Origin of the sequence: Dyadobacter linearis, from assembly GCF_907165045.1 — a bacterium.
Taxonomy (GTDB): domain Bacteria; phylum Bacteroidota; class Bacteroidia; order Cytophagales; family Spirosomataceae; genus Dyadobacter; species Dyadobacter linearis.
This window is the reverse complement of record NZ_CAJRAU010000003.1, coordinates 557709-578529: the sequence shown is the minus strand read 5'-3', so window position 1 is coordinate 578529 and position 20821 is coordinate 557709. Positions and strand designations below refer to the sequence as shown.

The window sequence follows — 20821 nt, the reverse complement described above, 5'->3', positions numbered from 1 at the left end:
AAGTCGCTAGTGTGGTATTAAACATTTTCAAAAATACTTTTAAATGTCAAAACTACCAGTCTCGCGTTGCAAAAAGTAGAGTGGTAAATTTTCTAAGGGCTATGAAAACAGATCAGCCGGTAAACTTTTGATTTACCGGCTGATTAATTACCTGCATATTGGCTTACGGTTGAACTGTCCAGGTTCCAGTCATTTCGACAATCGTCCAGGTATTATCAAGTGTCTTTCGAAGGCGCATTCTGCTGCCTACGACCTTGCTGGTAATCCACTTTCCGTTTGTTGGAGCAAGCGGCATAATATTGTCAGTTGCGTTCGGCACAATGTAAATATTATAAGGAGATCTCACTTCGATGGTGACTTCCGGCCATCCTGCATTAACTTTTCCAAGAACCACATTCCGCCCGCTTGTCGACGTTTGGTTGATGTATAACGGTCTGTAATAAGTATGATCTGCCATTGTTCCTGCATTGCCTATCTCATGGACCATCGTTTTGTTTGAGTCCGACAGCGTTAATTCAGCATTGACGATCATATTATTCTGGGGGAAGTAGTCTCCTGATTTAACCGGGTTAAGAATGCTGCAATTCAAAATCTTGTTTGAGCTGTTCCAATCTTTGAAACTAAATGCCCGGGTGCTAAGCTTGGTAGCTCTGGTATCCGATATTCTTGGGCTGATAATGTGAATGTTACCAATATGCGTATCTCCATTATCTGCCGCTTCCCGATGAACGTAAAAGGCTGCGCTCGCGGTGGGAGAGGTACTTGCGGCAGTATTGCAGTTGATTACAGAAGGATTGATAACCATCACCGCACACGCCCGGTATCCCCAGTTTCTGGCAACAAAACCATTGAGCTTCGCATTCTTCCAGATCGGGTTTTGTATCGTTACTGATCCTCCCAGCGTGTTTTTTACTGAAATTGCCAATAAGCCGAACTGACTTCCGTCATCAATATGGTTTGTGATATTAATATCGATCAGATATCCGGTTCCGGCCAATACTCCCGGGCTGATTACAATTCCCGGGCCTTTGTTACCACCTGTTACAGGATTTTGAATTCTGATACCTTCCAGGCGCTGCAAAGTATTACTGGCTTCAATATCAATTCCGGACTGAGGTCCCTCACCGATCGTGTTGGTAAAAGTGGAATTAATTACATCAATGTTGCGGATGGAAGTGATAGAAAGCCCCTGTCTTCTGTTATTATTGGCCGAAACGTTGATAAGCTTGATGTTCTCACTGATCTTCCTTACACTCGCGGAGCCGACATAAAATCCATCTCCGCCACTATCATTTGCTGCCATTCCCTCCAGAATAACATTCGCAACTCCTTCCATAGAAAAGATATGCCGCTGCTGACCGGAGGTATAGGACGCTTTTTTGTCTTTAAATACAACTCCGTTGGCCTTGATATTAATGTTCGAAACATCGTACATGTACATCATTTTCTGAGCTGCCGACAGTGTCCCCATTCCTTCCACAACGGTACCCTCTTCAAAAGTCAGAGTTGAATTACTCCAGATACGGATGGTTTTTATGCGGTATGAGGCAGTTCCTTTGGGGAAAAACACATTTCGGTATTTCGCGTTGTCCAGCATTTTCTGGATGGCAGCAGACTGATCATTAGTTCCGTCAGCAACTATTCCAAACCATCTTACATTAACAGCACCCTCATAAACGCGTTCGTATCTTCGGCCAGGGGCGACCAATGTCATCGCTCCGTCATCGGCGCCTGCGGAAGAAGAATTATATCTGAATAGGCCATATCTTCCCTCATCCGTGATGAAAACTGCCGACGCGGTATCAGCTACGCCTGCCCGCAGTTGTGCAATCGTAAGGTAAGGAATGTAGCTCAGCGTTGCATTGGTTGCAGCCACCCGTGCAGAAGAATCTTCCATTGCCAACTCCTGACCTTCGTCAGGATGGAATTTCAATTGGGACACTGCAATGTAGGTACTTTGATTGTCCGCCTTCCGATGACTTCTAAGCAGCTGGAATATCCCATCACCTGAATTACGCGTGAACTTCCCTTTCACCGTGTAGGATACATAAGGTTTCGTTGAAGAAAGTTCGGCTCCACTGAAATCAGAGAATGAGCCACCGGTCTGCTCGAAACCATCAGGAAGTATAAGTTTCAAACGGAAGGCATTAGAGCCTTCGAAGACAAACACGGTACTGGCTGGTATGTACATGTAGCTTGCCTGAATATCGATTTGAAATTCTTCGTTTAATCCTACATGTGTAGCTTTTGTACTGATCGTGAACTTGATCGGATCAATTACGTGCTTAGCATGGGTGCTAAATGCAATTGCCAACAGGAGGAGGGTAGAAGCAATTTTACCTATAATAGAATTTCTCACGAGCGTATGTTTAGAATGTTCTTGAAATATAGCTACAAAAATATCAAGAGATTCTACATATACAAAATCGTATACCAAAACTAGTTCTACAATAATCAGTTAAGTGTCAGCAGGTTTACTACGAAATGTGGCAATGAGGGGCTTATTCGCCACTTAAAGCCAACAATTAGTACTACATTTTTTCTTAATAAAATTTACGGTAAATAAAAAATCAATGATACGGTCTGGAAGTCAAGTTTGTAACCATCTGCTATTTTGATGAACTAGCTGGAACTACAATTGCCCGGGAATGGGTGAGAAAGAATTACAACTCAATCTGCTCTATGAGTGAGTCGGAGTATAACCTTTGAGAAAGGAAGTGCGCATGTGCATTCTGCGAAAGCATTTCGAATATTTTTGGGTCAGTGACCACTCGGAGTACTTTTTCAAACTGATCGTCGCGCCTGTCCGCACCATTCGCGTCAACAAAAACGGCAGATTGCATATCGCTAGCGTAATTAGGAATCTCACCTACTGGTGAAACGATGCACACCAACCCATTTTGCATAGCCTCGGTTACGCTCATCGCCATTCCTTCGGCAAAGCTTAGTTGAACGTAAAGATGATATGGCCGGAAAACATTCCATTTGTCGGCACCTGTCACTTCGCCTTTGAAACGGATTATCTGACCGAGGCCATTTGCGGCAACATATTGTTTAAGAATATCTTCGGTGCCATCGTCATTCCGACCGAAAATATCGAGGGTCGCATTGATAGATTTTTTTTGTAAATACTGGATCAGGTCAATGGCGGCAGGTAGATTCTTCACTTTGTTGATCCGCCCTAAAAATATAAATCTTACTTCCTCGCCGGCAATTGGCAAATCTTTGCTACGTTTTATAGGTGTAGGTCTCGTCAAAAAAGACACAACTCTGACGGGTGCTTTTGGAGTGAACTTCGCTTCAACATACACCTTAGTGGCGACGCTATCGGTAAGAACTACGTCCGCTGCCTTGGCTGCTCTTTCGTTGAAGTACCTGGCGGGAAGATGTGGAAAAGCAGTGTTATGGACAAATGCATAAAATCGGATATGACGTCGGACATACTTAGCTAATGTACCAAGTAAAGCGCTGCGCCACAGCGAACAGATCAAGATATCCGGCTTTGATTTTAAGATTTTTCCTACTAAAAAGAAAAGTCTGAAAGGATAAGTTGATAGTGGGAAATCCAGTGACTTGAAAACACTTTTCTCATTATCGTTAAGATGAGCAATCATTCTGGCATCGATCTTTCCAAGTACTATAATAGTCAGTGAATATTGCGCCATCAACGCGGGTATTGCAGAAATCAGTGCGACTTCCACTCCTCCTATTGCAATATCATGAAGCACATAGGTGACCCTTTTCTTGCTATTCAACTCTCCGTGTGTCACTAATTGATTAATACTTTATTGCTTGCGTTGGCCTGATTGATCATATTCTTGATCTTCTCATTACTTGCACGATTCTTAAGCGTAAATTCCTTACCCTGATGTACCAGTTTGAGGTTGGTCAATGTATATTTTACACCGCCTTTTCTGCTTTCATTTGTTCCCTGAAAGAAGTAATAATTAGGCTTTTCAGTGTTTTTGATAATGGTCGGATTGATGATCTTGAAAGTCCCGGAAATGTCTTTGGTATCGTAAGGTGTCATATCGCCACTCCCTATCGCGAAAGATGCGCCGTAAGCCATAGGATGATCAGTATAGTCGGTCCATTTGTTGATCAGGATATCAATCTTGTTAACTCCACAAGTATTTTTCGTAAAAATATTGTAGAAGTTGGTTGTAGCAAGCACCGGACCAAGATTGTTTTTAGTTTGCAGATTGTAAAACTTACAATTCACGTATCGGCTGGTGCAGTCGTTCGGCTCGAAACTTAGCCCGGTTTGAGGTTTTACGACCTTAGCTTTATCTTCCTCGCCAGTTCCATCAATGGTAATATCCCGGAATGTCCCATTGATAATACCTGTTACCAGCATTCCAACGCGGGTTGCGTCTGTAACGGTAAGTTTATTGATGGTAATGTCCCTACTTTGCTTTTTCCATTGAACCCGGACAGTTACACCATCACCAGAGCTTTTAGTGACCGTCGCATTGGAAACCAGCACATTAACTGGTGCATACATCGCAATTCCTGCGCCGTATTCAGATGTTTTGTAATCCGGATTTGCCTTACTACCCACAAGATTGATCCCGTCTATGAATACATTTTTAACATCCCAGGCAATGAAACACATATAACCATTCGTCTTCAAGGTAGTCGGACATACCAGCGAACTGCCTTTTGGAAAGTATAGTCGGTTGCCCGACGAAACCGAAATGTGCCGTTTGTAACCTTCGAAAGAATCGTCTGTTCCAATAGAAATAGGATAAGGAGGAAACTTGACATACTTGTTTTCTTTCAGGAATTTATTAATATAAGGCGAGTAATTGAAGTCCTTCACGATCTTCCCTCCACTGGCTTTTTTGAGATAAGGCTCGATTTCGACACCATATTTCATCGTACTATCCCTAAGCATTTTCTCACGTGTCTGGGCAGAAAGATTTTGTTGACAAACAACAGCGGCAGCGATGAGGATAAAACAAACAGCTTTTTTCATGATATTGTTTTAAGGTGATAGATGTGTGGCACCGTTACTTTGTGTGTTTCTATAAAATCTTGCCACAGATTCGCTTCTAACTTACCGGGCCATTTTTGCAGAAAAGATGTTAGATTTGCGAATTACACACATATTTTCTTTCGAATGAAAATATCTTACGTTACAACTTACAACGCATCTGATATTCACAATTGGTCTGGGTTGGGGTACATGATTGCAAAAGCTCTTGATAACCAGGGTAATAAGCTTGACTTTATCGGAGATCTTCAATCTTCTCCAAGTCTTGAAATGTACTTCAAAAAACTGTACTATAAAATTTTAGGGAAGGATTTTGACTTTGGACGCGAGGTGCATACTGCCAGACAATATGCAAAACAAGTGAAATTCAGGTTGAAGGAAGATACTGATGTAGTCCTATCACCGGGCACGTTACCCATTTCCATGCTTGAAACGTCAAAGCCGAAGGTTTTCTATACAGATGCTACTTTCGCAGGAATGATCGGGTTCTACGAATACTTATCCAATCTTTCTCCTGATACAATAAAAAGCGGCAATATCATTGAACAAAGTGCACTAGATTCCTGTCAACTGGCCATTTATTCCTCAGAATGGGCAGCTGAAACCGCTATTCAGCACTATGGAGCAGACCCTGCTAAAATAAGGATTGTTCCCTTCGGATCAAATATGGAGTCGGGGAGAAGCCTGAATGAGATCAAGAATATCGTTTCATATAGAAGCAAGACTGAATGCCACCTCCTCTTTCTGGGAGTTGACTGGTTAAGAAAAGGAGGCGATCTTGCATTAGAAATAGTGAATCTCCTTAATGAGCGCGGTTTAAAAGCGACATTACATATTGCGGGTGTCAAAAACTTTCCGTTTAAGCAAACTCCGCCGAACGTCATCAATTACGGATTCATTAGCAAGGCGAAGTCCGAAGGCAAGCAGTTGATGGATAAGCTATTGACAGAAAGTCACTTCCTATTATTGCCGACCCGCGCAGATTGCACGCCGGTGGTCTTTTCAGAGGCAAATTCATTCGGCTTGCCATGCATTACGACGCAGGTAGGGGGCATTCCAACGATTTTGAAGAATGATGTGAATGGCAGAACATTTTCACTGGATTCAGATGCAGATTTATATGTATCTTATATAGAGTCAGTATATAGGAATACGACTAGGTATAATGAGTTGTGCCTGTCTTCTTTTAATGAATATGAAAGCAGGCTGAACTGGGATGTGGCTGGTAAAGCTATAACAAAACTGATATCAGACATTTGATGAATTAAATCTTCACTTTATAACTATACACGATGCTGAAAAAAATTCAAAAGCTGCTCCCTTACTTTATCAACTTAGGTGTAATTAAAGGATTTTCGTATTTGATAGGCCGAAAGCTTAAGTCCAACAAGGTTGTTCACCTGCCGAATATTAAAGCGCCTGTTCACCTGCGGCCCGGTACTTCCGATTCAGGAGTTTTCGGACAAATTTTTCTGAAACATGAATATGACCTTAACCTGGGTTTCGAGCCAAAGGTCATCATTGATGGCGGGGCCAATATCGGGTTGTCCAGTGTGTATTTCAAAAATAAATATCCGAATGCCAAAATCATTGCCATTGAGCCTGATGAGGACAATTTTGAAATGCTGAGGAAGAATACTGCTACATACTCAGACATTCATATCAAGAAAGCCGGATTATGGTCAAAGAATCAACGGAGCAGAATGGTGGACAAGTATGGCCTGGGAAAATGGGGAATGGTTGCTGAGGAGATCAGCGACACGAACGAAGTCTCTGGTGAATTCCAGACTATAACTATCAGTGACCTTCTTAATGAGTTCAATATTGAATACATTGATCTTCTTAAACTTGACATTGAAACCGCGGAAAAACAGTTATTCGAAGAAAACTTTGCGGAGTGGCTTCCCAGGGTTAAGGTTATTGTAATAGAACTCCATGATTGGATGCTGGAAGGCTGTTCAAGACCCTTTTTTACAGCAATCAACAGCTCTTTTAATAAATATAGTTTTGGTCAGATGGGTGAAAATACAATTATCGTCAACAGAGATCTGCTTCCTAAACAGGCTAAATAACATTCCCTTTAAGCTGGCGGGATAGCCTGTCCATCGCCATATATTCGTATTTAAGTGACCGGATATTTGCTATAAACTGTTTATAGGAAGATCCGGTCAAAATACTTTTATCAACTTTGTTCAGAATATATTCATTGAGGTCTTCCGGATTCTCGAATGAAATTCCCAGTGGTCCGACCAGTGATGAATAATAGTCGAAATAATCGTTGCGTACATATAGCATCGGAATTTCTGCATTAACGGCATCCCAGAACGAGCCGCTGGAACACAGCGAGTAGTCTGAATTTTCGTAATAAAATACCGTAACGTGTGATTCCGCAGTCTTTTTATCCAACTCTTCCCGCGTTAGTGAGCCAAAGTCCTTTTTGTAACTAACGTAGTTATTCAGAAAACCGTCCATGTTTTTGTAAACTCTGCCGCATATATTAAACCTGTGGTCCAATCCTCGTTTTGTAGCAGCTTCGGCAAGTTGGAAAAAATAGTGTGTATTCTTCGCCTTCGTTGCCACTCCTAATGTTGAAAACACAATAGGAGACAGCTGTTTATCAATATTAGCTTGGTCCGAAAAAGGATACGGGTGATCAAGTACAACTACTTTTTGCGAAAGAAATGAAGGTAATACTTTAATAAGGTTCTGATAAATACTCTTGCCTAATATAATGTAAGAAGTATTCGTGCTTTTAACCGTCAATGCAATTTTTTGAAAGAAGCCCCATATTTTATTGAGGAAATGTTTGTTGAATTTAAGAGATTCAAGTTCTCCATGCATGACGATGGTCACTGGCACCCCCTTTATACCAAAAAGCTTGAAAAGAAAATGGGCAAAAGGATGAATAAGCAGCACATAAAAGCGTACATCATCACCAGTATCAATTGATCGAATGATTTTGTTCAGCTCTTTAAATTGACTGTATGCCCTGACAAACTCTTTAAATCCGCCGCGTTTGCTATAAACAAAAATCTGCTGATAATCGGCATCAGTCGTGTCAGACTTCACGTTTTCTATATGCCTTACTTCACCCATAAACCGGATTTTCTCCGTTGGATATGTAAAGCGCAAAAGCTTCAAAAAGGACTTATTGAATTGCTCGTGCTGTACATCAACGGATGCTATGTCGGCTACGTATATCATCAACTGTTAGTTTGTGTAGATAGTTTTATAAGGAACCAATATTCCGGGATCGTTTCTGATGATTGACTGGAACTTATATATTGAGAATGTAAAAATGATCATAATCAATGCCAGCTTAAAAAATCGGTTCGTAATATAATATGCATACGGAATAGCTAATATCTGAAAGATATCGTACGACCGCGCAATCCTGCTAAATACAGGACTAATAGGGGTAAAGATCGTGTAGAGGATAATTCCAAAAACATATAAATTAAATATTCCGTTAAACTCTTTGCTACCTCCTTCAGAATAATTTACGAAGGGAGCTAGTATAAATAAAAACAGAAGTCTGCCCGATAATCCCTTCATTAATGAGGTATAAGGATCTTCAAGAGCCTCCTGTCCCAATTCCATGTAGAATTCGGTTTTCTGTTCAGATACCATAGTACCCAAAGTTTGGATAAGATAGCTGGACATATAGAAACTCAATGCCAGCACAAATAGAAAGAAGAGTGCAGTCAACACATTCCATTTCAGTTTATATAAATAGTAAGCAGGGAAGAATACAATTGCCGAATTATGGAGTAGCGACGCAATGAAAACAATGGCAGCAAACCGATAAAACGAACGCTTCTCAATAAAAATAAAAGAGAGTAGCGTGAGAGAAATAGATAGGTCTTGTCGCACACCAAAGCTACTTCCTGTAACGCTGTACGATAGTAGCAGGAATAATGAAAATATAGGATAGGGACTTACCTTGTAAACGGTATAATAAGTGAGTGAAATGAGAAAAGTTGCGCAGATAAAAAGAAAGCCAGTGTATTTCGCGCCGAAAAGGAATTTAAATGAACGAACTAAGGATTCGTACCCTATTTCCATGGTGGATCTTCCATAATCCACTTTCTCTACAGTATTGAAATAGCGAAAGTAGTTTGGCCAGTCAGTTCCTGTTTCCCAGCGCAAGCCTGCAAGGACAATCATCGTAACTCCTAAAAGAATTAGCGGTACCAATAGAGGCTTTTTGCGTTCACGCGAGATGAAAAGATCACCAAGTGTGAAAACGAAAAACACAAAATAAAGTACAAAATAAATCGTCATAGATGGGCTTGATAAGCGAAAGTCAGGATTTCTTTATTACATTTAATTACGTGGTTTTATAACCTAACCATTTCTTAACTCTGTCTTTTCCATGAACACCAATTTTTCGGATTACGAAATCAATGACAATAAGTTTTAGTGCAGACTTCATCCACGCAGCGGAAGGAAAGTTTTTATATATTTTATTTTTAAGCTGGGCTTTTCTGGTGTCTTTCAATAGAGCAATCTTACTCACTGAATAGCTCAATCCGCCTGTACGCATTACTGCTATTGTTACCGGGAAATATGTTGCGTCATGATCCTTCAAATGACTGAGCAGAAAGTCATAATCACCTGCTATTTTATAAGAAGTATCAAATAACCGCTCTTGAAACAGACTCTTCGAATGAAAAGTAGCCTGATGCGCCAAATACATAGCCACCTCCCGAAAACGTTTTTTCAATACCGGCCACTCCACGCCGTATTTTTTCTCTCTTCCATCGGGATATCTGTATATAATATCTCCGTAAGCAATTTTATGAGTTGTACTTTGAAGATAGGGCAATGACGTTTCAATGGAAGTTTTGTCGGCTAAAAAGTCGTCTGCATTAACAAATAAGAGCCAGTCACCTGTCGACGCTTTGACACCTTTGTTCATTGCATCGTAGATTCCTGCGTCTTTTTCACTTATCCAAAAATGAAGCTTGTCAGCGTATTTCCTAATGATATCAACCGTCCCGTCCGTGGAATTGCCATCGATAATCACATATTCGATATTGTCATAGGTTTGATCAAGAACACTTGTTATGGTATTCTCTATATACTGTTCGCCGTTTCGAACTACGGTTATGATTGAGATTTTAGGAGAATGCATTCAGCTCAGGTTAAGTGCGATGTTTACTTCTCGGACAAATTTATCAGCATAGTTTTTAATCGTAAAATGTTCCAAAACGTGATCAATTGCGTTTCTTGAAATTGCTTCATATAGCGCCGGATCTGACAACAATTGAATCACTTTATCGGACAAATCTTCTTCTTGCCCCTCATACAGTAAACCTGTTTTTCCATCCTCAATAATTTCACCTGACCCTGCTGATGCAAAAGCAATAACAGGTACCCCATGCATCATACTTTCGATGGTAACCCGACCGAATGCTTCCATTCGGGAACACATTAATGTGATATGTGAATCTGCTAATACCGTACCGATCTCTTTAACGAATCCCAGAAACTCAATGTTAGCATGTAAATTCTCTTTCTGAATGTAAGCCGTCAATTCCTCATAGTATTCCGGATCATTAATATCCCCCACAATCCTGAGGATGACCTTCTTTCCTTGTTTTACCAACAAATTAATCGCCTTGATTGCAGTCAACTGATCCTTCGCACGGTTGATAACTCCTATAATAGCGAAAACAGTTTGGCCCTGGCTGGCTTTTCGAGGTAAGATTGCGATCTGAGCATCAACCAATCCATTGTAAATTAGGACGTTATTAGCTCTGATCCCGCCTTGCGCTATCCTGACTTCCTGAATACTTTTTGAGATACAAATGATCGTTGCTGCTTTTTTCGCCCAGTACCTCAAAAACCCTTTTCCAAGGTTGTACTTTGAATTATAATCTTCGTAGACAAACTCCCTAAAATGCCACAAATGTTTTTTTTTCGAAAACTGAGCTGCCATCGCTCCAATCAGTATAACTGAGGAATTGGAATGCACAATGTCAATTTTTTCCGATGCGATCAGTGAAGATAGCTTTTGAGCAGTAGCAATATTTGAGGATAATTTAAGCAGCCCACGCAGTATCGGGGCTCTATTTGGCCCATTATAGACGTCAACTTTGTATGTGACTATGCGAAAGTTAATATGGTTTGTTCTCAACTCCTCCGCAAAGGGACCATCCTGCCGGCATATTACCAGCCAATCCAATCGCTCACGTGACGCTAGTATTAATGTCAGAAGTGACCTATTTGCGCCGTATAGCTGACCATAGTGGCTGAATGACAGGACTTTTGGTTTTTTGATCTCACCTTGTAACTTATTCATCAAATGTTGCGGCAATTAGGCGACTTTTTTCTTCGCGACTAATATGAAAGTACAGGCGTCGCGGTCCTTCGTTCCCTGCGAAGTTATTTTATCAAACAAAATGATCAAGGGCTGCATAACCAGTGCAAGCACGGGACGTAAAAATTTCGGTATAACGAATGTGATACCGTCCTGAAAGAGTTGTAACCCCATCGCTGAGCGACCGATGATGCCTCTGAAATATACCACCTCAAACCCAGCATCCTCAACAATTTTCCGCAAGCCGGTTGAAGTCCAGCGCCAAAAGTCGGTGGGGTCAGGATGAAACATCCAGTATCCGTGCGTACTCAGAATAAGCTGTCCTGAATTTTTCAAAACACGGTGCGCTTCTGTAAGATAAAACGCCGGATTTACTACGTGCTCTAAAACTTGCGTAGACAATACTACGTCAAGGGTCTCACCTTCTAGTGCAATCGTGCCTTCCGGTTTAATGTGAATGTCTGCAATCTTATTAGCGGGCAAATCCACTCCAATGTATTTTTCAACAAAAGGAGCGACCAGGGATTCGTAAGGCTTATTGCCGCAGCCGTAATCGGCTAAAACGAGTTTCACGGGGCTGTTTGCGACGTAATTTTTGATCACTGTTTCAATAGCCTGTCGCAATTGGCGAAGATAATAATAGCGTGTTGCCATTCTTCCAAATATAGAAGGGTAAAGTCTGTCAATACCGGGCTCTCTTTCGTACATAATTTTTTGTGATGTGTAAATGAATATTTAGTAATCGATTTCTAAGTGGTAGTCTTTCTAAATCTCTTTAAGATAGCTAGGAACTGACTAAAATGAAATAACAAGAATGCGATTCCGACGATGATGACTTTTACTGCCAGTGAAAGGATATTTGGCTGACCTAGATTTGTTATAATGTACCTTTCAGTGATACTCAGCGATACGATTAATACAATAGCCAAAATCAGCTGTGAGGAAATAATTCTTAGGAACGCTCCGAAATTTTCCCTCAGGAGATTGGAAACCAGAATGTAAAAAACAACCAGGAAATTTACCGCAAAGGCAATAGACAGGGAAACAGCCGTTGCATTGAGCGAATTAAAATAAATCACTCCGGTAAAGATAGAAAGCACGATTGTAGCCGCACTGAAAAGGCCTAGCTTAAATAAAATATCTGTTCGTCCTACCGCCTGGAATATGGCGCCTGCGCTGGAAGTAATCATTTGCAGCCAGATAGTCACACTAAATATTCTTAAAATAGGAACCACTCCTGCCCATTTACTGCCAAGCAAAATGTAGATGATCTCATCAGCCGCGAAGAAAATCAATATGGAGATCGGAACACCAAGCATTGACAGTACATTAACTACTTTCAGATATTCCTCAAAAATTACTTTTGGCTGATCTTTAAATTTCGCAAGAACTGGGTGTAAAACCGGGGTAATTACATGTGTCAGGTTTGAAACCGGGTACATCATCAATTGGTAGGACTGATTGTAAATACCCAGGCTTTGATTACCCATGAACTTTCCTATTAATATATTATCGAGATTCCTTGAAAAGTAGTTGATGAAATTGAATGCAAACTGAAAAAAGGAATACCTCGCGATTTTCCGGAAGCCGTCCAAACTGAAACCTTTGAAGACGATCAGCTTCGAAAAATACACATGCAGAAAGAAAATAATGATGCTTGAAAGAATTGAGCGCCAGACAATTGAATAATAACTCCATCCCCGGCTGGCTAAGAAGATAGCGCAGCCGCCAGTGCATACCGCTACAATGACCTCAATAGTTCCAATCAGCCTGAATGAGCGAGATTTTGACAGCAGACTTTTAGGTACAACCGTCATAGAACTAAAAAACACACTGATTGCAAGCAACTGCCCAATCGGAATATAAACATCGCTTTCGTAATACCAGGCAATCGCCGACGATAGCAATGCAAATGAAATGGCGAGTACGAGACTAAGGAAAATGCTGATCTTGAAAATATCAGAAGTGTCTTTCTGTGTCAGAGTTTGATCCTGAATAATTGCAACGCCAATTCCAATATCGCTGAGAATGTAAAAGAATGAAATAAAAACAGTCACAATACCCAGAATGCCGTATTCGCCAGGAGAAAGAAGGCGTGCCAGCACTGAGTTAATTCCCAAACCGATTAGGATATTACTGTACTTCGATATAAAAATCGCAATCGTTCCGCGCCTGATCTCCCCTTGAATATGCATTATGCTTCAAATTTTCTTCTAAGCTTGATCAATACCAGCATGAACGGGAAAAATAAGGTAAACCAGATACTCGCATTTTTCGCAAAAGCAATATTCCACGCTGCTTTCCAAAATGCTTTTTGGCCATGAACGCTATACATAGTCAGGCGCCAGTACTGGGTGAACATTAACGAAGCCTCCGACTTGAAGCGAAGACCTGACGAGATAGGAAGCTTTCTATAATTATCAAAAAGGTCATTAATCAGCCCGTCCTTTCCGTATCCCCAATCTTTCTTCTTTATCGGCTGTACTACCCTAACAGGAAATTCGCTTACCTGATAAGTTGTTCCTCGCAGCGCGCACATTCCTGCGAAAAATACGTATGGATATAGATTATCAACTTTATACTTGTTGTATTCATCGAATAGTCCCTGCGTTTTGAAAATAAGACCACTCATCTGATGCGCTTTCCAGGCATATTTGAGAATCGCTTTTTGACCTGCTGCCATCATTTTTACAGGTCCGACAGGCTCCCGTGAATCAGAAACAATTTTGTCTTCGATCGATACCGGAACGTAGTTTGGGACTATATATGATGTTTCGGGATCGTTCCTCAAAATGAGCATACATGCTGCGAGGTATTCGTAGCTAATGTAATCGTCATCGCCAAGGAACATGACATATTCAGCCTTTGCTTTACCAAGAACAAACAATACATTCGCTTTCAAGCCAATATTTTCAGTTTGGCGAAACAACTCTATTTGCAGTTGAGAGTGTCCCTTGTACGCAGTTACGAGTTTAAAAGTGTCATCCGGCGAACAATTTTCTGAAACGATGATTGAGATTTCATCCGTAAACTTCCCGCGAACTATTATTTCCTCGAGTATTTCAAGATTCCTGATTAAAAAATCTGCTCGGTTATATGTTGGTATAACGATATTGAGTTTCATATTCCTGTAGTGAGTGACAATGCTTGACATGCCATTCACATTATTTAAGTACTCAGTCGAGGTATTCCTCGATACTGTCTAAAATGGAAATGGTTGGTTGCCACGCCGGAAACTGGTTTTTCATTTTGGTAAAATCTAGTTCCAGGTATTTCATGGTTTCATCATACCGCTGCAAGCTTTCAGGTGCCAGCGATTCATCTGCGCTGAGCGCCGAATAAATGCTTGCGACAATATCCTTGACAAACCGCGTTTCATAACTTGGCACATTATAGATTCCTGCTGGCACATTAACCGATTGCAGCAGCGCCTTTAAAAGCGACGCTATATCCTTAGAATGAATATATTGTCTTTTCTGATGCCCTCCGGTAAGCTTTGGTCTTTGTTTACTTGTTAACGAAGAAACGAGGTAGGGAATAAGCCGCATCGAATTTTCACCTTTTCCGTAAATGGTCGGCAGAATGAGGTGAAAAAACCGGATAGATAAATTTGCACTGTCAAAAAACCGGGATAACAGGCGCTTTGAAACACAGTAATTATTAGGCACCGGGAGTTTCGAAAGCAACAAATCATCCTCAGTATAGGAACGGTCCTCCGAGTTATTCCCGATCTCGGCATAAGACCCAAAAGTGATATATTTCCCTTCGAAGTTATGCTTGTTTAGGAACAATGCGATTTCAATCGGAAGATAGGTATTGAGTTCATACAAATAGTCTTCACCTTTGCCCGCTTGAATGCCACTTCCCGCACAATAGACAATATGATCGAAACTCAGTAGCGATTGAAGATCAATTTTTCTATCCGGAAAAGCGAAGACAATGTGCTCTCCGAGCTGCTGGTTGTTGTTTCGGCTGAACCCAGTAATATCATATTCAGGTAGGAGTGACTTCACCAGATCAATGGAAAGAAAAGAGTCGCTACCGATAACTGCAACTTTATTTCGCATAAGCTAGAATTGTCTCCTTCGTTTGCGCCGCTATTTCAGTGGGTGCATTTGTAAAGGTTTTATACCATTCCAAAGTTTTCGCAATTGCAGTTCGCGCATCGTATTTTGGTTTCCAATGCAACTCATTCATTGCGAGACTGATGTCTAGTTTAAGAAGGCCGGCCTCATGTGGCTGCTCGGTCAGCACGGGTGTTTCGTACCTGCCGCTTCCCCAATAAGCAATCGCCTGTTCAGCTAGTTCTTGCACAGTCAGGTTATCTTCTGCAAAAGGTCCGAAATTATAACTCCTGCTATATTTGACCGGATTATCAATAAGCTTTGCACCTAAATGCAGATAGCCGCTCAGCGGTTCAAGTACATGCTGCCACGGTCTTACCGACTTAGGATTTCGGACTGTGATCACATCGTCGCTTTGCAATGCTCTCACAATATCAGGTATGATCCTATCCTTCGCCCAATCACCACCGCCAATTACATTTCCGGCTCTCGCACTTGCTATTGCTTTTTGGTGGGAATCATAAGCTGCCGGATTAAAGAAAGAATTCCTGTATGAACCAATTAGTAGCTCGGCGCAAGCTTTACTGGCACTATAAGGGTCATAACCCCCCAGCTGATCAACTTCCCGGTAGGGAAAATGCCACTCTTTGTTCTCGTAAACTTTGTCGGTTGTAATCAGTACCGTAGCACATGGATTTGGCAAAAGTCTGACTGCATCAAGTACATGCGCCGTTCCAACCGCATTGACTGCAAAGGTCTCAGAAGGGATCTCGTAAGAAAGCCTAACGAGTGGCTGGGCTGCAAGATGGAAAATGAAGTCTGGTTGAAAAGATGTTATCTCCTTCGCAAGGCGTTCCCGGTCCATGATATTGGCGATAACGGAGGAGCAAAGCGAACCGCCGTTTATGCAATTATATAGGTCGTTTTCATGAACTGGGGCCAGCGCGTAACCTTTTACCTCCGCACCCAGTAAATGGAGCCAGTAGAGAAGCCAGCTACCCTTGAAGCCCGTATGTCCAGTAAGAAATACTTTTTTCCCTCTGTAGTATTGAGACAGATGTTCGTAATTCATAAGAGAACTTACCAATTTTTCCACGGCGCCTGCCCAGAATTCCACAAATTTTCCAATTCTTGTTTGTCGCGGAGGGTATCCATAGGTTTCCAAAAACCATTGTGCCTATGAGCAACCATTTGACCGTCGGCAGCAATGTTTTCAAGCGGATCTTTTTCAAAGACTGTACTGTCAGCAGATATATAATTCAATACCTCCGGTTCGCAAACAAAAAAGCCTCCGTTGATCCATGCGCCATCACCTTTTGGTTTTTCCATAAATGATAAAACGCTGTCGTCGTTCTCGGAAATATTCAGTGCTCCGAATCGGCCAGATGGCTGTACGGCGGTAACTGTCAGCAGCTTCTTATTTTTTTGATGAAAATTTACAAGTTGCTTAATATCGACACTTCCCACTCCATCACCATACGTTAATAGAAATGGCTGGTTATCGAGATATTTCTGCACTCTTTTTACTCGGCCGCCTGTCATTGTTTCCAGCCCGGTGTCTACTAGTGTAACACGCCAGGGTTCTGCCTGCGAATTATGAATTTCCATCCGGTTCTCCTTCATATCGAAAGTGACATCGGATTGGTGAAGGAAGTAGTTTGCGAAATACTCTTTGATTACATATCCCTTGTAGCCCAGACAAACAACGAAGTCGTTGAAGCCATGTGAAGCATATATCTTCATGATATGCCACAAAATAGGGCTTCCACCTATTTCAACCATTGGTTTAGGTCTTGATACTGTTTCTTCGGATAAGCGAGTGCCTAATCCACCTGCAAGCAATACTACCTTCATGGAATCGGGGTTAATAGTGTGATTAATGAATAACGTTGACTTGTAATATTTTTTAGGGTGTAGTTAAATCAAAGGAGCTTTTCATGAAGCTTTTCTTTGAAGAAAATCACGTAAATCATTGTAAGAATGGCGCCTGCAACAGCAAAAACTATTGCTATCATCAGCCTCTTTGGACTGCTTTTATTGATCGGGACTTTTGCCGGTTCGAGGATCTTAAATACCGGTTTCTCTTCTTTCACCTTAATTTTGGACTGTTCTAGTTTAACAACAAGGTCGGAATAAATGGATTGCGCAAGTACATATTCCGCTTGAAGACGTTGCTCTTCAATTCTTGCAACATTAAGAAAAGCATTCCTATTTCGATCCCTGTAACTTTGTAAAGCATATTCCGCCCTGTCTTGTCTTGACCTGGATTCCCGGACTCTCTCTTCCAGAAATGCAGCCTGGTCGCTTGTTCTTGACGTTCTATAATCTTCGACGTACTGAATCAGGTATTTTTTAGAACTCTCGACTATGACAGCCGCGACAACAGGATCGGTCATTTCACTTTCGATTGTGATGATACCATTTTTATCGTCAACAGAAATCGTAACTAATCCCATAGCTCGGGAAATCTTTGCTTGCTCTTCCGCAGAAATAGATAAGATGTCGGATTTTGGAAGAGCCGGTTGAGACTTTGCAGGAGCAGGTTTGGATTTGAAGATTGACATCGCACGTGATACGAAGCTCTGCGTTGTATCGCGTGCAAAGTATTCCCTCAAATTGTTATACTTTTTGCCCGATGCATCAATAACTGGCTGTTGCAGCAAATACTGACCAAAAGGCGTACTTCTTAAAATATTAGGATAGAGCTCTGGTACCAATTTTTCTGCGCCTCCCCGCTCAGCTGTCACTGCCATACTAAAAAACGAGCTTCTTCCTGACATACTATATTCAGGCAGCAGTATCGTTTGTGCAGTAAACATTTTGGGTAAAAGAAAGCTGTACAAGATTCCGATTACACCAAAACAGGCGGACACGATCAACAGAATAAAAAGATACTTTCTGACAAAATTCAGCAAATCCGCAACGCTGACTTCAAGAGTTTCTCTCTTAGTTATAATCTTGTTTTCCAGCATACTTAGAGAATACGTATCATCGCAATAGCGAGAGTTGTGAATAGTGAGATAATCGCAAGGCGCTCGCCACGGGACATTGGCTGCTCGTTTCTAGGTTCTTTCATCGGAACCGTGATCACCGAACCAGGTTCAACCCGAGGGTAGGACCGGAAAAACAGAAATTTATTGGTTCTGTACGTTCTTCCGTTTGGATAGGAAACATAGGTCCTGTTTTTGCGTGCTCTTTCCGTGTAGCCTCCCGCCTGAGAAATATATTCTTTAAAATTAAATCCTCTATCAAAATTCATTACCGAAGGATTATACACGCCTCCCTGAATTCGGATCATCTCAGATTTTTTCGGAATGTATAATGTATCCCCGTCTACCAGAAGGAGGTTCGCCGGAATATTTGGCTTTTCAACAATTGCTTTCAAATCAAGTGCCACAAGTTCTCTGTTCCGGTAAAAACGGGCGCCTTCAATGTATGCTTCCTTTTTCATGCCGCCAACTTTCGGGAACAAATCGGAAATGCGTTCGAAGTTATTAAGAATGGTATAGGTACCTGGGTAAGTTACCTCGCCTGCAACCGTAACGATTTTCTGACTTTCGTAGCGAGGCGATTTTCTTACCAATACAATGTCGTAGGGAAGCAGCTTGAATTTTTGATCTTCCTCATTCAATACCAGGTTATCAGTCACATTCAGTGTGAAGATCCGCACATTCTGTGATTCGGGAAGGCCGATCGTATCGTTTTTCACCCGGCGCGATACTTCAATGCGATAGGGAACCCCACCTTCTGTGTAGCCGCCGGCTTGGAAAATAAGGTCGGCAATCGTGATATCTTTATAATAGTAATAGGCTCCCGGATTGATTATCGATCCGTCGATTGACAGATAAGTAAATTCTTTCAGATCTTCTACCGACTTGATTGTCAGGACATCTCCTGGCAAAAGTTGAATGTCGGGTATTTCGTTATTAATTAATTTCCTAAGATCGATCGCAACAAGCCCGGTTTGTGTATCTCCGCTGGCTCTTTCTAATAGTGCACGGTTTAAGAATGCCCGCTGTCCGATTCCCTGCGCAATATTGATCAGCTCTTTAACCGTTTTTGTTTTCTCATCCAAAGGATAAAAACCCGGCCTGGTTACAGCCCCGCGGATTTCAACCTGGTTGGCGATTACATCCAGAATTCTCTTGACAGTATAAATGTCACCGTTTTTGGGCGTAAAAGAGGAAATCTGAGTGGAGTCAATCGTACCGATCACGAAATTGTTACCGGTATTGCGTTGGTACTGGATCATATCAGTGTAAGCCTCAGGCGCATAGCCACCAGAATACCGGATCATATCTTTCAAAGTTTCCCCAGCCTTCGCTTCGAAAATGCCGCTCTTCTTCACCTGACCAGCCAATTCGATCCTGACTTCATAAGGACGAATTAATATAATGTCCTGATCCTGCAGCGCGACATTGTCCTGCAAATCTCCGTCGATCAGAAACCGGTAAAGATCTATTTTGCGAATAACTTTATTGGCACGGATAATCTCAATATTACGGTAAGATCCATTGCGGTTCGGGCCACCAGATACATAAAGCGCATTAAATGCAGTGGCAAGTGAGGAAACCGTATAAGTACCTGGTTGAACCGCTTCGCCGATGATCATCACCCGGATACTCCTGACGTTACCAAGTGTAATAGTGGAATACGTTCCTGATCCGGGTCTGTTTAATGTTGAATATGCTTGTCTGAGCCTGTTAACAATCCGTTCGTTGGCTTGCTCTATGGTCATTCCATTTACATAAACCGGCGCCAGATTCAGCATTTTCACAGTTCCTTCCGGACTGATCTTCATGCGGAAGTTATCAACCGAATTGCCGTAAATATCAACGATCAGCTCGTCGTCTGGGCCAAGAATATAGTTTTTAGGAGTTGGTATTCTAAGATTTGGTTCAAAAGTAGCTGCCGACCTGCCAAAAAACGCTGATCCGAAAGTCCGGCTGAGCCTGCGCATCTGCGCCCGACCTGCTGCTGTGGAATCTCTTTCATTATTAGTTTCGTCATCCAGCTCGTCCCGGTCATCTTGTTCACGGGTTTCATCAATCTGATCCCGGTTTGGATCGTTTTGTGCATTATTACTTTTGGATGTTTGCTGCAATCGTCTCCGGATCGTCGAAATATCATCCAGAGAGTAGCCTCGCTGTAATGCTGCCCGCTCAATATCCATATCCGACATGCCGGCGCCTTTGGCCTGATTGTAAAATTCAACAGCCTGTGTATTAGTGACCTGCGAAGGATCTACTGTCGGCTGGCCAGCTGGCTGCGTAGTTTGTGGTGCTGTATTCTGTGCAAAAACGGAGAGGCTCGAAATGATCAGGAAAAATAAAGAAATACTTTTCCAGTATTTCTTTTGAGAGGATTGATAATGCATGCAGTGTTTTATATTTCGTCCGGTACCTGCGTTTTACAAGTACCGGCGTGATTTGAATA

17 protein-coding genes are annotated in these 20821 nt (G+C 41.8%); 2 read left to right on the top strand and 15 right to left on the bottom strand.

Annotated elements, in window-relative coordinates; all coding sequences use genetic code 11:
- Window positions 1-163: 163 nt before the first annotated feature.
- The 3 genes from KOD92_RS12895 to KOD92_RS12885 form a co-directional block, all read right to left on the bottom strand.
- On the bottom strand, window positions 164-2359 hold the full coding sequence (locus KOD92_RS12895) for a glycoside hydrolase family protein (RefSeq protein WP_215233981.1): 2196 nt from the start codon (window positions 2357-2359) through the stop codon (window positions 164-166).
- A gap of 304 nt (window positions 2360-2663) precedes the next feature.
- Window positions 2664-3770, bottom strand: a complete 1107-nt coding sequence (locus tag KOD92_RS12890; RefSeq protein ID WP_215233980.1) for a glycosyltransferase family 4 protein — start codon at window positions 3768-3770, stop codon at window positions 2664-2666.
- Window positions 3770-4978 (bottom strand): hypothetical protein, encoded by a 1209-nt coding sequence (locus KOD92_RS12885; RefSeq protein WP_215233979.1) that lies wholly within the window; start codon window positions 4976-4978, stop codon window positions 3770-3772. The genes KOD92_RS12890 and KOD92_RS12885 overlap by 1 nt, the downstream gene beginning before the upstream one ends.
- 144 nt (window positions 4979-5122) lie before the next feature.
- Here KOD92_RS12885 and KOD92_RS12880 point away from each other — a divergent pair, with 144 nt between their 5' ends.
- A complete protein-coding gene (locus tag KOD92_RS12880) occupies window positions 5123-6256 on the top strand; it encodes a glycosyltransferase family 4 protein (protein ID WP_215233978.1) in 1134 nt (377 codons plus the stop codon).
- A gap of 32 nt (window positions 6257-6288) precedes the next feature.
- On the top strand, window positions 6289-7068 hold the full coding sequence (locus tag KOD92_RS12875) for an FkbM family methyltransferase (protein ID WP_215233977.1): 780 nt from the start codon (window positions 6289-6291) through the stop codon (window positions 7066-7068).
- Here KOD92_RS12875 and KOD92_RS12870 read toward each other — a convergent pair.
- The 12 genes from KOD92_RS12870 to KOD92_RS12815 all read right to left on the bottom strand — a co-directional run bounded on the left by KOD92_RS12870 (window position 7061) and on the right by KOD92_RS12815 (window position 20762).
- On the bottom strand, window positions 7061-8200 hold the full coding sequence (locus tag KOD92_RS12870) for a hypothetical protein (protein ID WP_215233976.1): 1140 nt from the start codon (window positions 8198-8200) through the stop codon (window positions 7061-7063). The genes KOD92_RS12875 and KOD92_RS12870 overlap by 8 nt on opposite strands.
- 6 nt (window positions 8201-8206) lie before the next feature.
- Complete coding sequence (locus tag KOD92_RS12865) at window positions 8207-9280, bottom strand: EpsG family protein (RefSeq protein ID WP_215233975.1); 1074 nt, start codon at window positions 9278-9280, stop codon at window positions 8207-8209.
- 46 nt (window positions 9281-9326) lie between these two features.
- Entirely contained in the window at window positions 9327-10133 is an 807-nt protein-coding gene (locus KOD92_RS12860) for a glycosyltransferase family 2 protein (protein ID WP_215233974.1), read from the bottom strand.
- Complete coding sequence (locus tag KOD92_RS12855; protein WP_229254676.1) at window positions 10134-11303, bottom strand: glycosyltransferase family 4 protein; 1170 nt, start codon at window positions 11301-11303, stop codon at window positions 10134-10136.
- A gap of 15 nt (window positions 11304-11318) precedes the next feature.
- Window positions 11319-12029 carry a class I SAM-dependent methyltransferase gene (locus tag KOD92_RS12850; RefSeq protein ID WP_215233972.1) on the bottom strand — a complete coding sequence of 237 codons (711 nt, stop codon included), beginning with the start codon at window positions 12027-12029 and terminating at the stop codon, window positions 11319-11321.
- 41 nt (window positions 12030-12070) lie between these two features.
- Window positions 12071-13516, bottom strand: coding sequence for a lipopolysaccharide biosynthesis protein (locus KOD92_RS12845; protein ID WP_215233971.1), 1446 nt, complete (start codon window positions 13514-13516; stop codon window positions 12071-12073).
- Window positions 13516-14445, bottom strand: coding sequence for a glycosyltransferase family 2 protein (locus KOD92_RS12840; RefSeq protein ID WP_215233970.1), 930 nt, complete (start codon window positions 14443-14445; stop codon window positions 13516-13518). The genes KOD92_RS12845 and KOD92_RS12840 overlap by 1 nt, the downstream gene beginning before the upstream one ends.
- A gap of 52 nt (window positions 14446-14497) precedes the next feature.
- Complete coding sequence (locus tag KOD92_RS12835; protein WP_215233969.1) at window positions 14498-15388, bottom strand: NAD-dependent epimerase/dehydratase family protein; 891 nt, start codon at window positions 15386-15388, stop codon at window positions 14498-14500.
- Window positions 15378-16457: a CDP-glucose 4,6-dehydratase gene (gene rfbG / locus KOD92_RS12830; RefSeq protein WP_215233968.1), complete on the bottom strand. Its 1080-nt coding sequence runs from the start codon at window positions 16455-16457 to the stop codon at window positions 15378-15380. Before rfbG ends, KOD92_RS12835 begins: the two co-directional genes overlap by 11 nt.
- Window positions 16458-16465: 8 nt before the next feature.
- The gene (gene rfbF, locus KOD92_RS12825; protein WP_215233967.1) at window positions 16466-17239 is read right to left on the bottom strand and encodes a glucose-1-phosphate cytidylyltransferase; all 774 of its coding nucleotides are present in this window, start codon (window positions 17237-17239) and stop codon (window positions 16466-16468) included.
- Between the two features lie 68 nt (window positions 17240-17307).
- Window positions 17308-18357: a Wzz/FepE/Etk N-terminal domain-containing protein gene (locus KOD92_RS12820; RefSeq protein WP_215233966.1), complete on the bottom strand. Its 1050-nt coding sequence runs from the start codon at window positions 18355-18357 to the stop codon at window positions 17308-17310.
- Between the two features lie 2 nt (window positions 18358-18359).
- Window positions 18360-20762, bottom strand: a complete 2403-nt coding sequence (locus tag KOD92_RS12815) for an SLBB domain-containing protein (protein WP_215233965.1) — start codon at window positions 20760-20762, stop codon at window positions 18360-18362.
- Window positions 20763-20821: the final 59 nt, after the last annotated feature.

Excerpts from the sequence above, each read along its gene's own strand:
- KOD92_RS12885 (WP_215233979.1), bottom strand. The coding sequence starts at position 4,978 with ATGAAAAAAGCTGTTTGTTTTATCCTCATCGCTGCCGCTGTTGTTTGT.
- KOD92_RS12880 (WP_215233978.1), top strand. The coding sequence starts at position 5,123 with ATGAAAATATCTTACGTTACAACTTACAACGCATCTGATATTCACAAT.
- KOD92_RS12875 (WP_215233977.1), top strand. The coding sequence starts at position 6,289 with ATGCTGAAAAAAATTCAAAAGCTGCTCCCTTACTTTATCAACTTAGGT.
- KOD92_RS12870 (WP_215233976.1), bottom strand. The coding sequence starts at position 8,200 with ATGATATACGTAGCCGACATAGCATCCGTTGATGTACAGCACGAGCAA.
- KOD92_RS12865 (WP_215233975.1), bottom strand. The coding sequence starts at position 9,280 with ATGACGATTTATTTTGTACTTTATTTTGTGTTTTTCGTTTTCACACTT.
- KOD92_RS12860 (WP_215233974.1), bottom strand. The coding sequence starts at position 10,133 with ATGCATTCTCCTAAAATCTCAATCATAACCGTAGTTCGAAACGGCGAA.
- KOD92_RS12855 (WP_229254676.1), bottom strand. The coding sequence starts at position 11,303 with ATGAATAAGTTACAAGGTGAGATCAAAAAACCAAAAGTCCTGTCATTC.
- KOD92_RS12850 (WP_215233972.1), bottom strand. The coding sequence starts at position 12,029 with ATGTACGAAAGAGAGCCCGGTATTGACAGACTTTACCCTTCTATATTT.
- KOD92_RS12845 (WP_215233971.1), bottom strand. The coding sequence starts at position 13,516 with ATGCATATTCAAGGGGAGATCAGGCGCGGAACGATTGCGATTTTTATA.
- KOD92_RS12840 (WP_215233970.1), bottom strand. The coding sequence starts at position 14,445 with ATGAAACTCAATATCGTTATACCAACATATAACCGAGCAGATTTTTTA.
- KOD92_RS12835 (WP_215233969.1), bottom strand. The coding sequence starts at position 15,388 with ATGCGAAATAAAGTTGCAGTTATCGGTAGCGACTCTTTTCTTTCCATT.
- rfbG (WP_215233968.1), bottom strand. The coding sequence starts at position 16,457 with ATGAATTACGAACATCTGTCTCAATACTACAGAGGGAAAAAAGTATTT.
- rfbF (WP_215233967.1), bottom strand. The coding sequence starts at position 17,239 with ATGAAGGTAGTATTGCTTGCAGGTGGATTAGGCACTCGCTTATCCGAA.
- KOD92_RS12820 (WP_215233966.1), bottom strand. The coding sequence starts at position 18,357 with ATGCTGGAAAACAAGATTATAACTAAGAGAGAAACTCTTGAAGTCAGC.
- KOD92_RS12815 (WP_215233965.1), bottom strand. The coding sequence starts at position 20,762 with ATGCATTATCAATCCTCTCAAAAGAAATACTGGAAAAGTATTTCTTTA.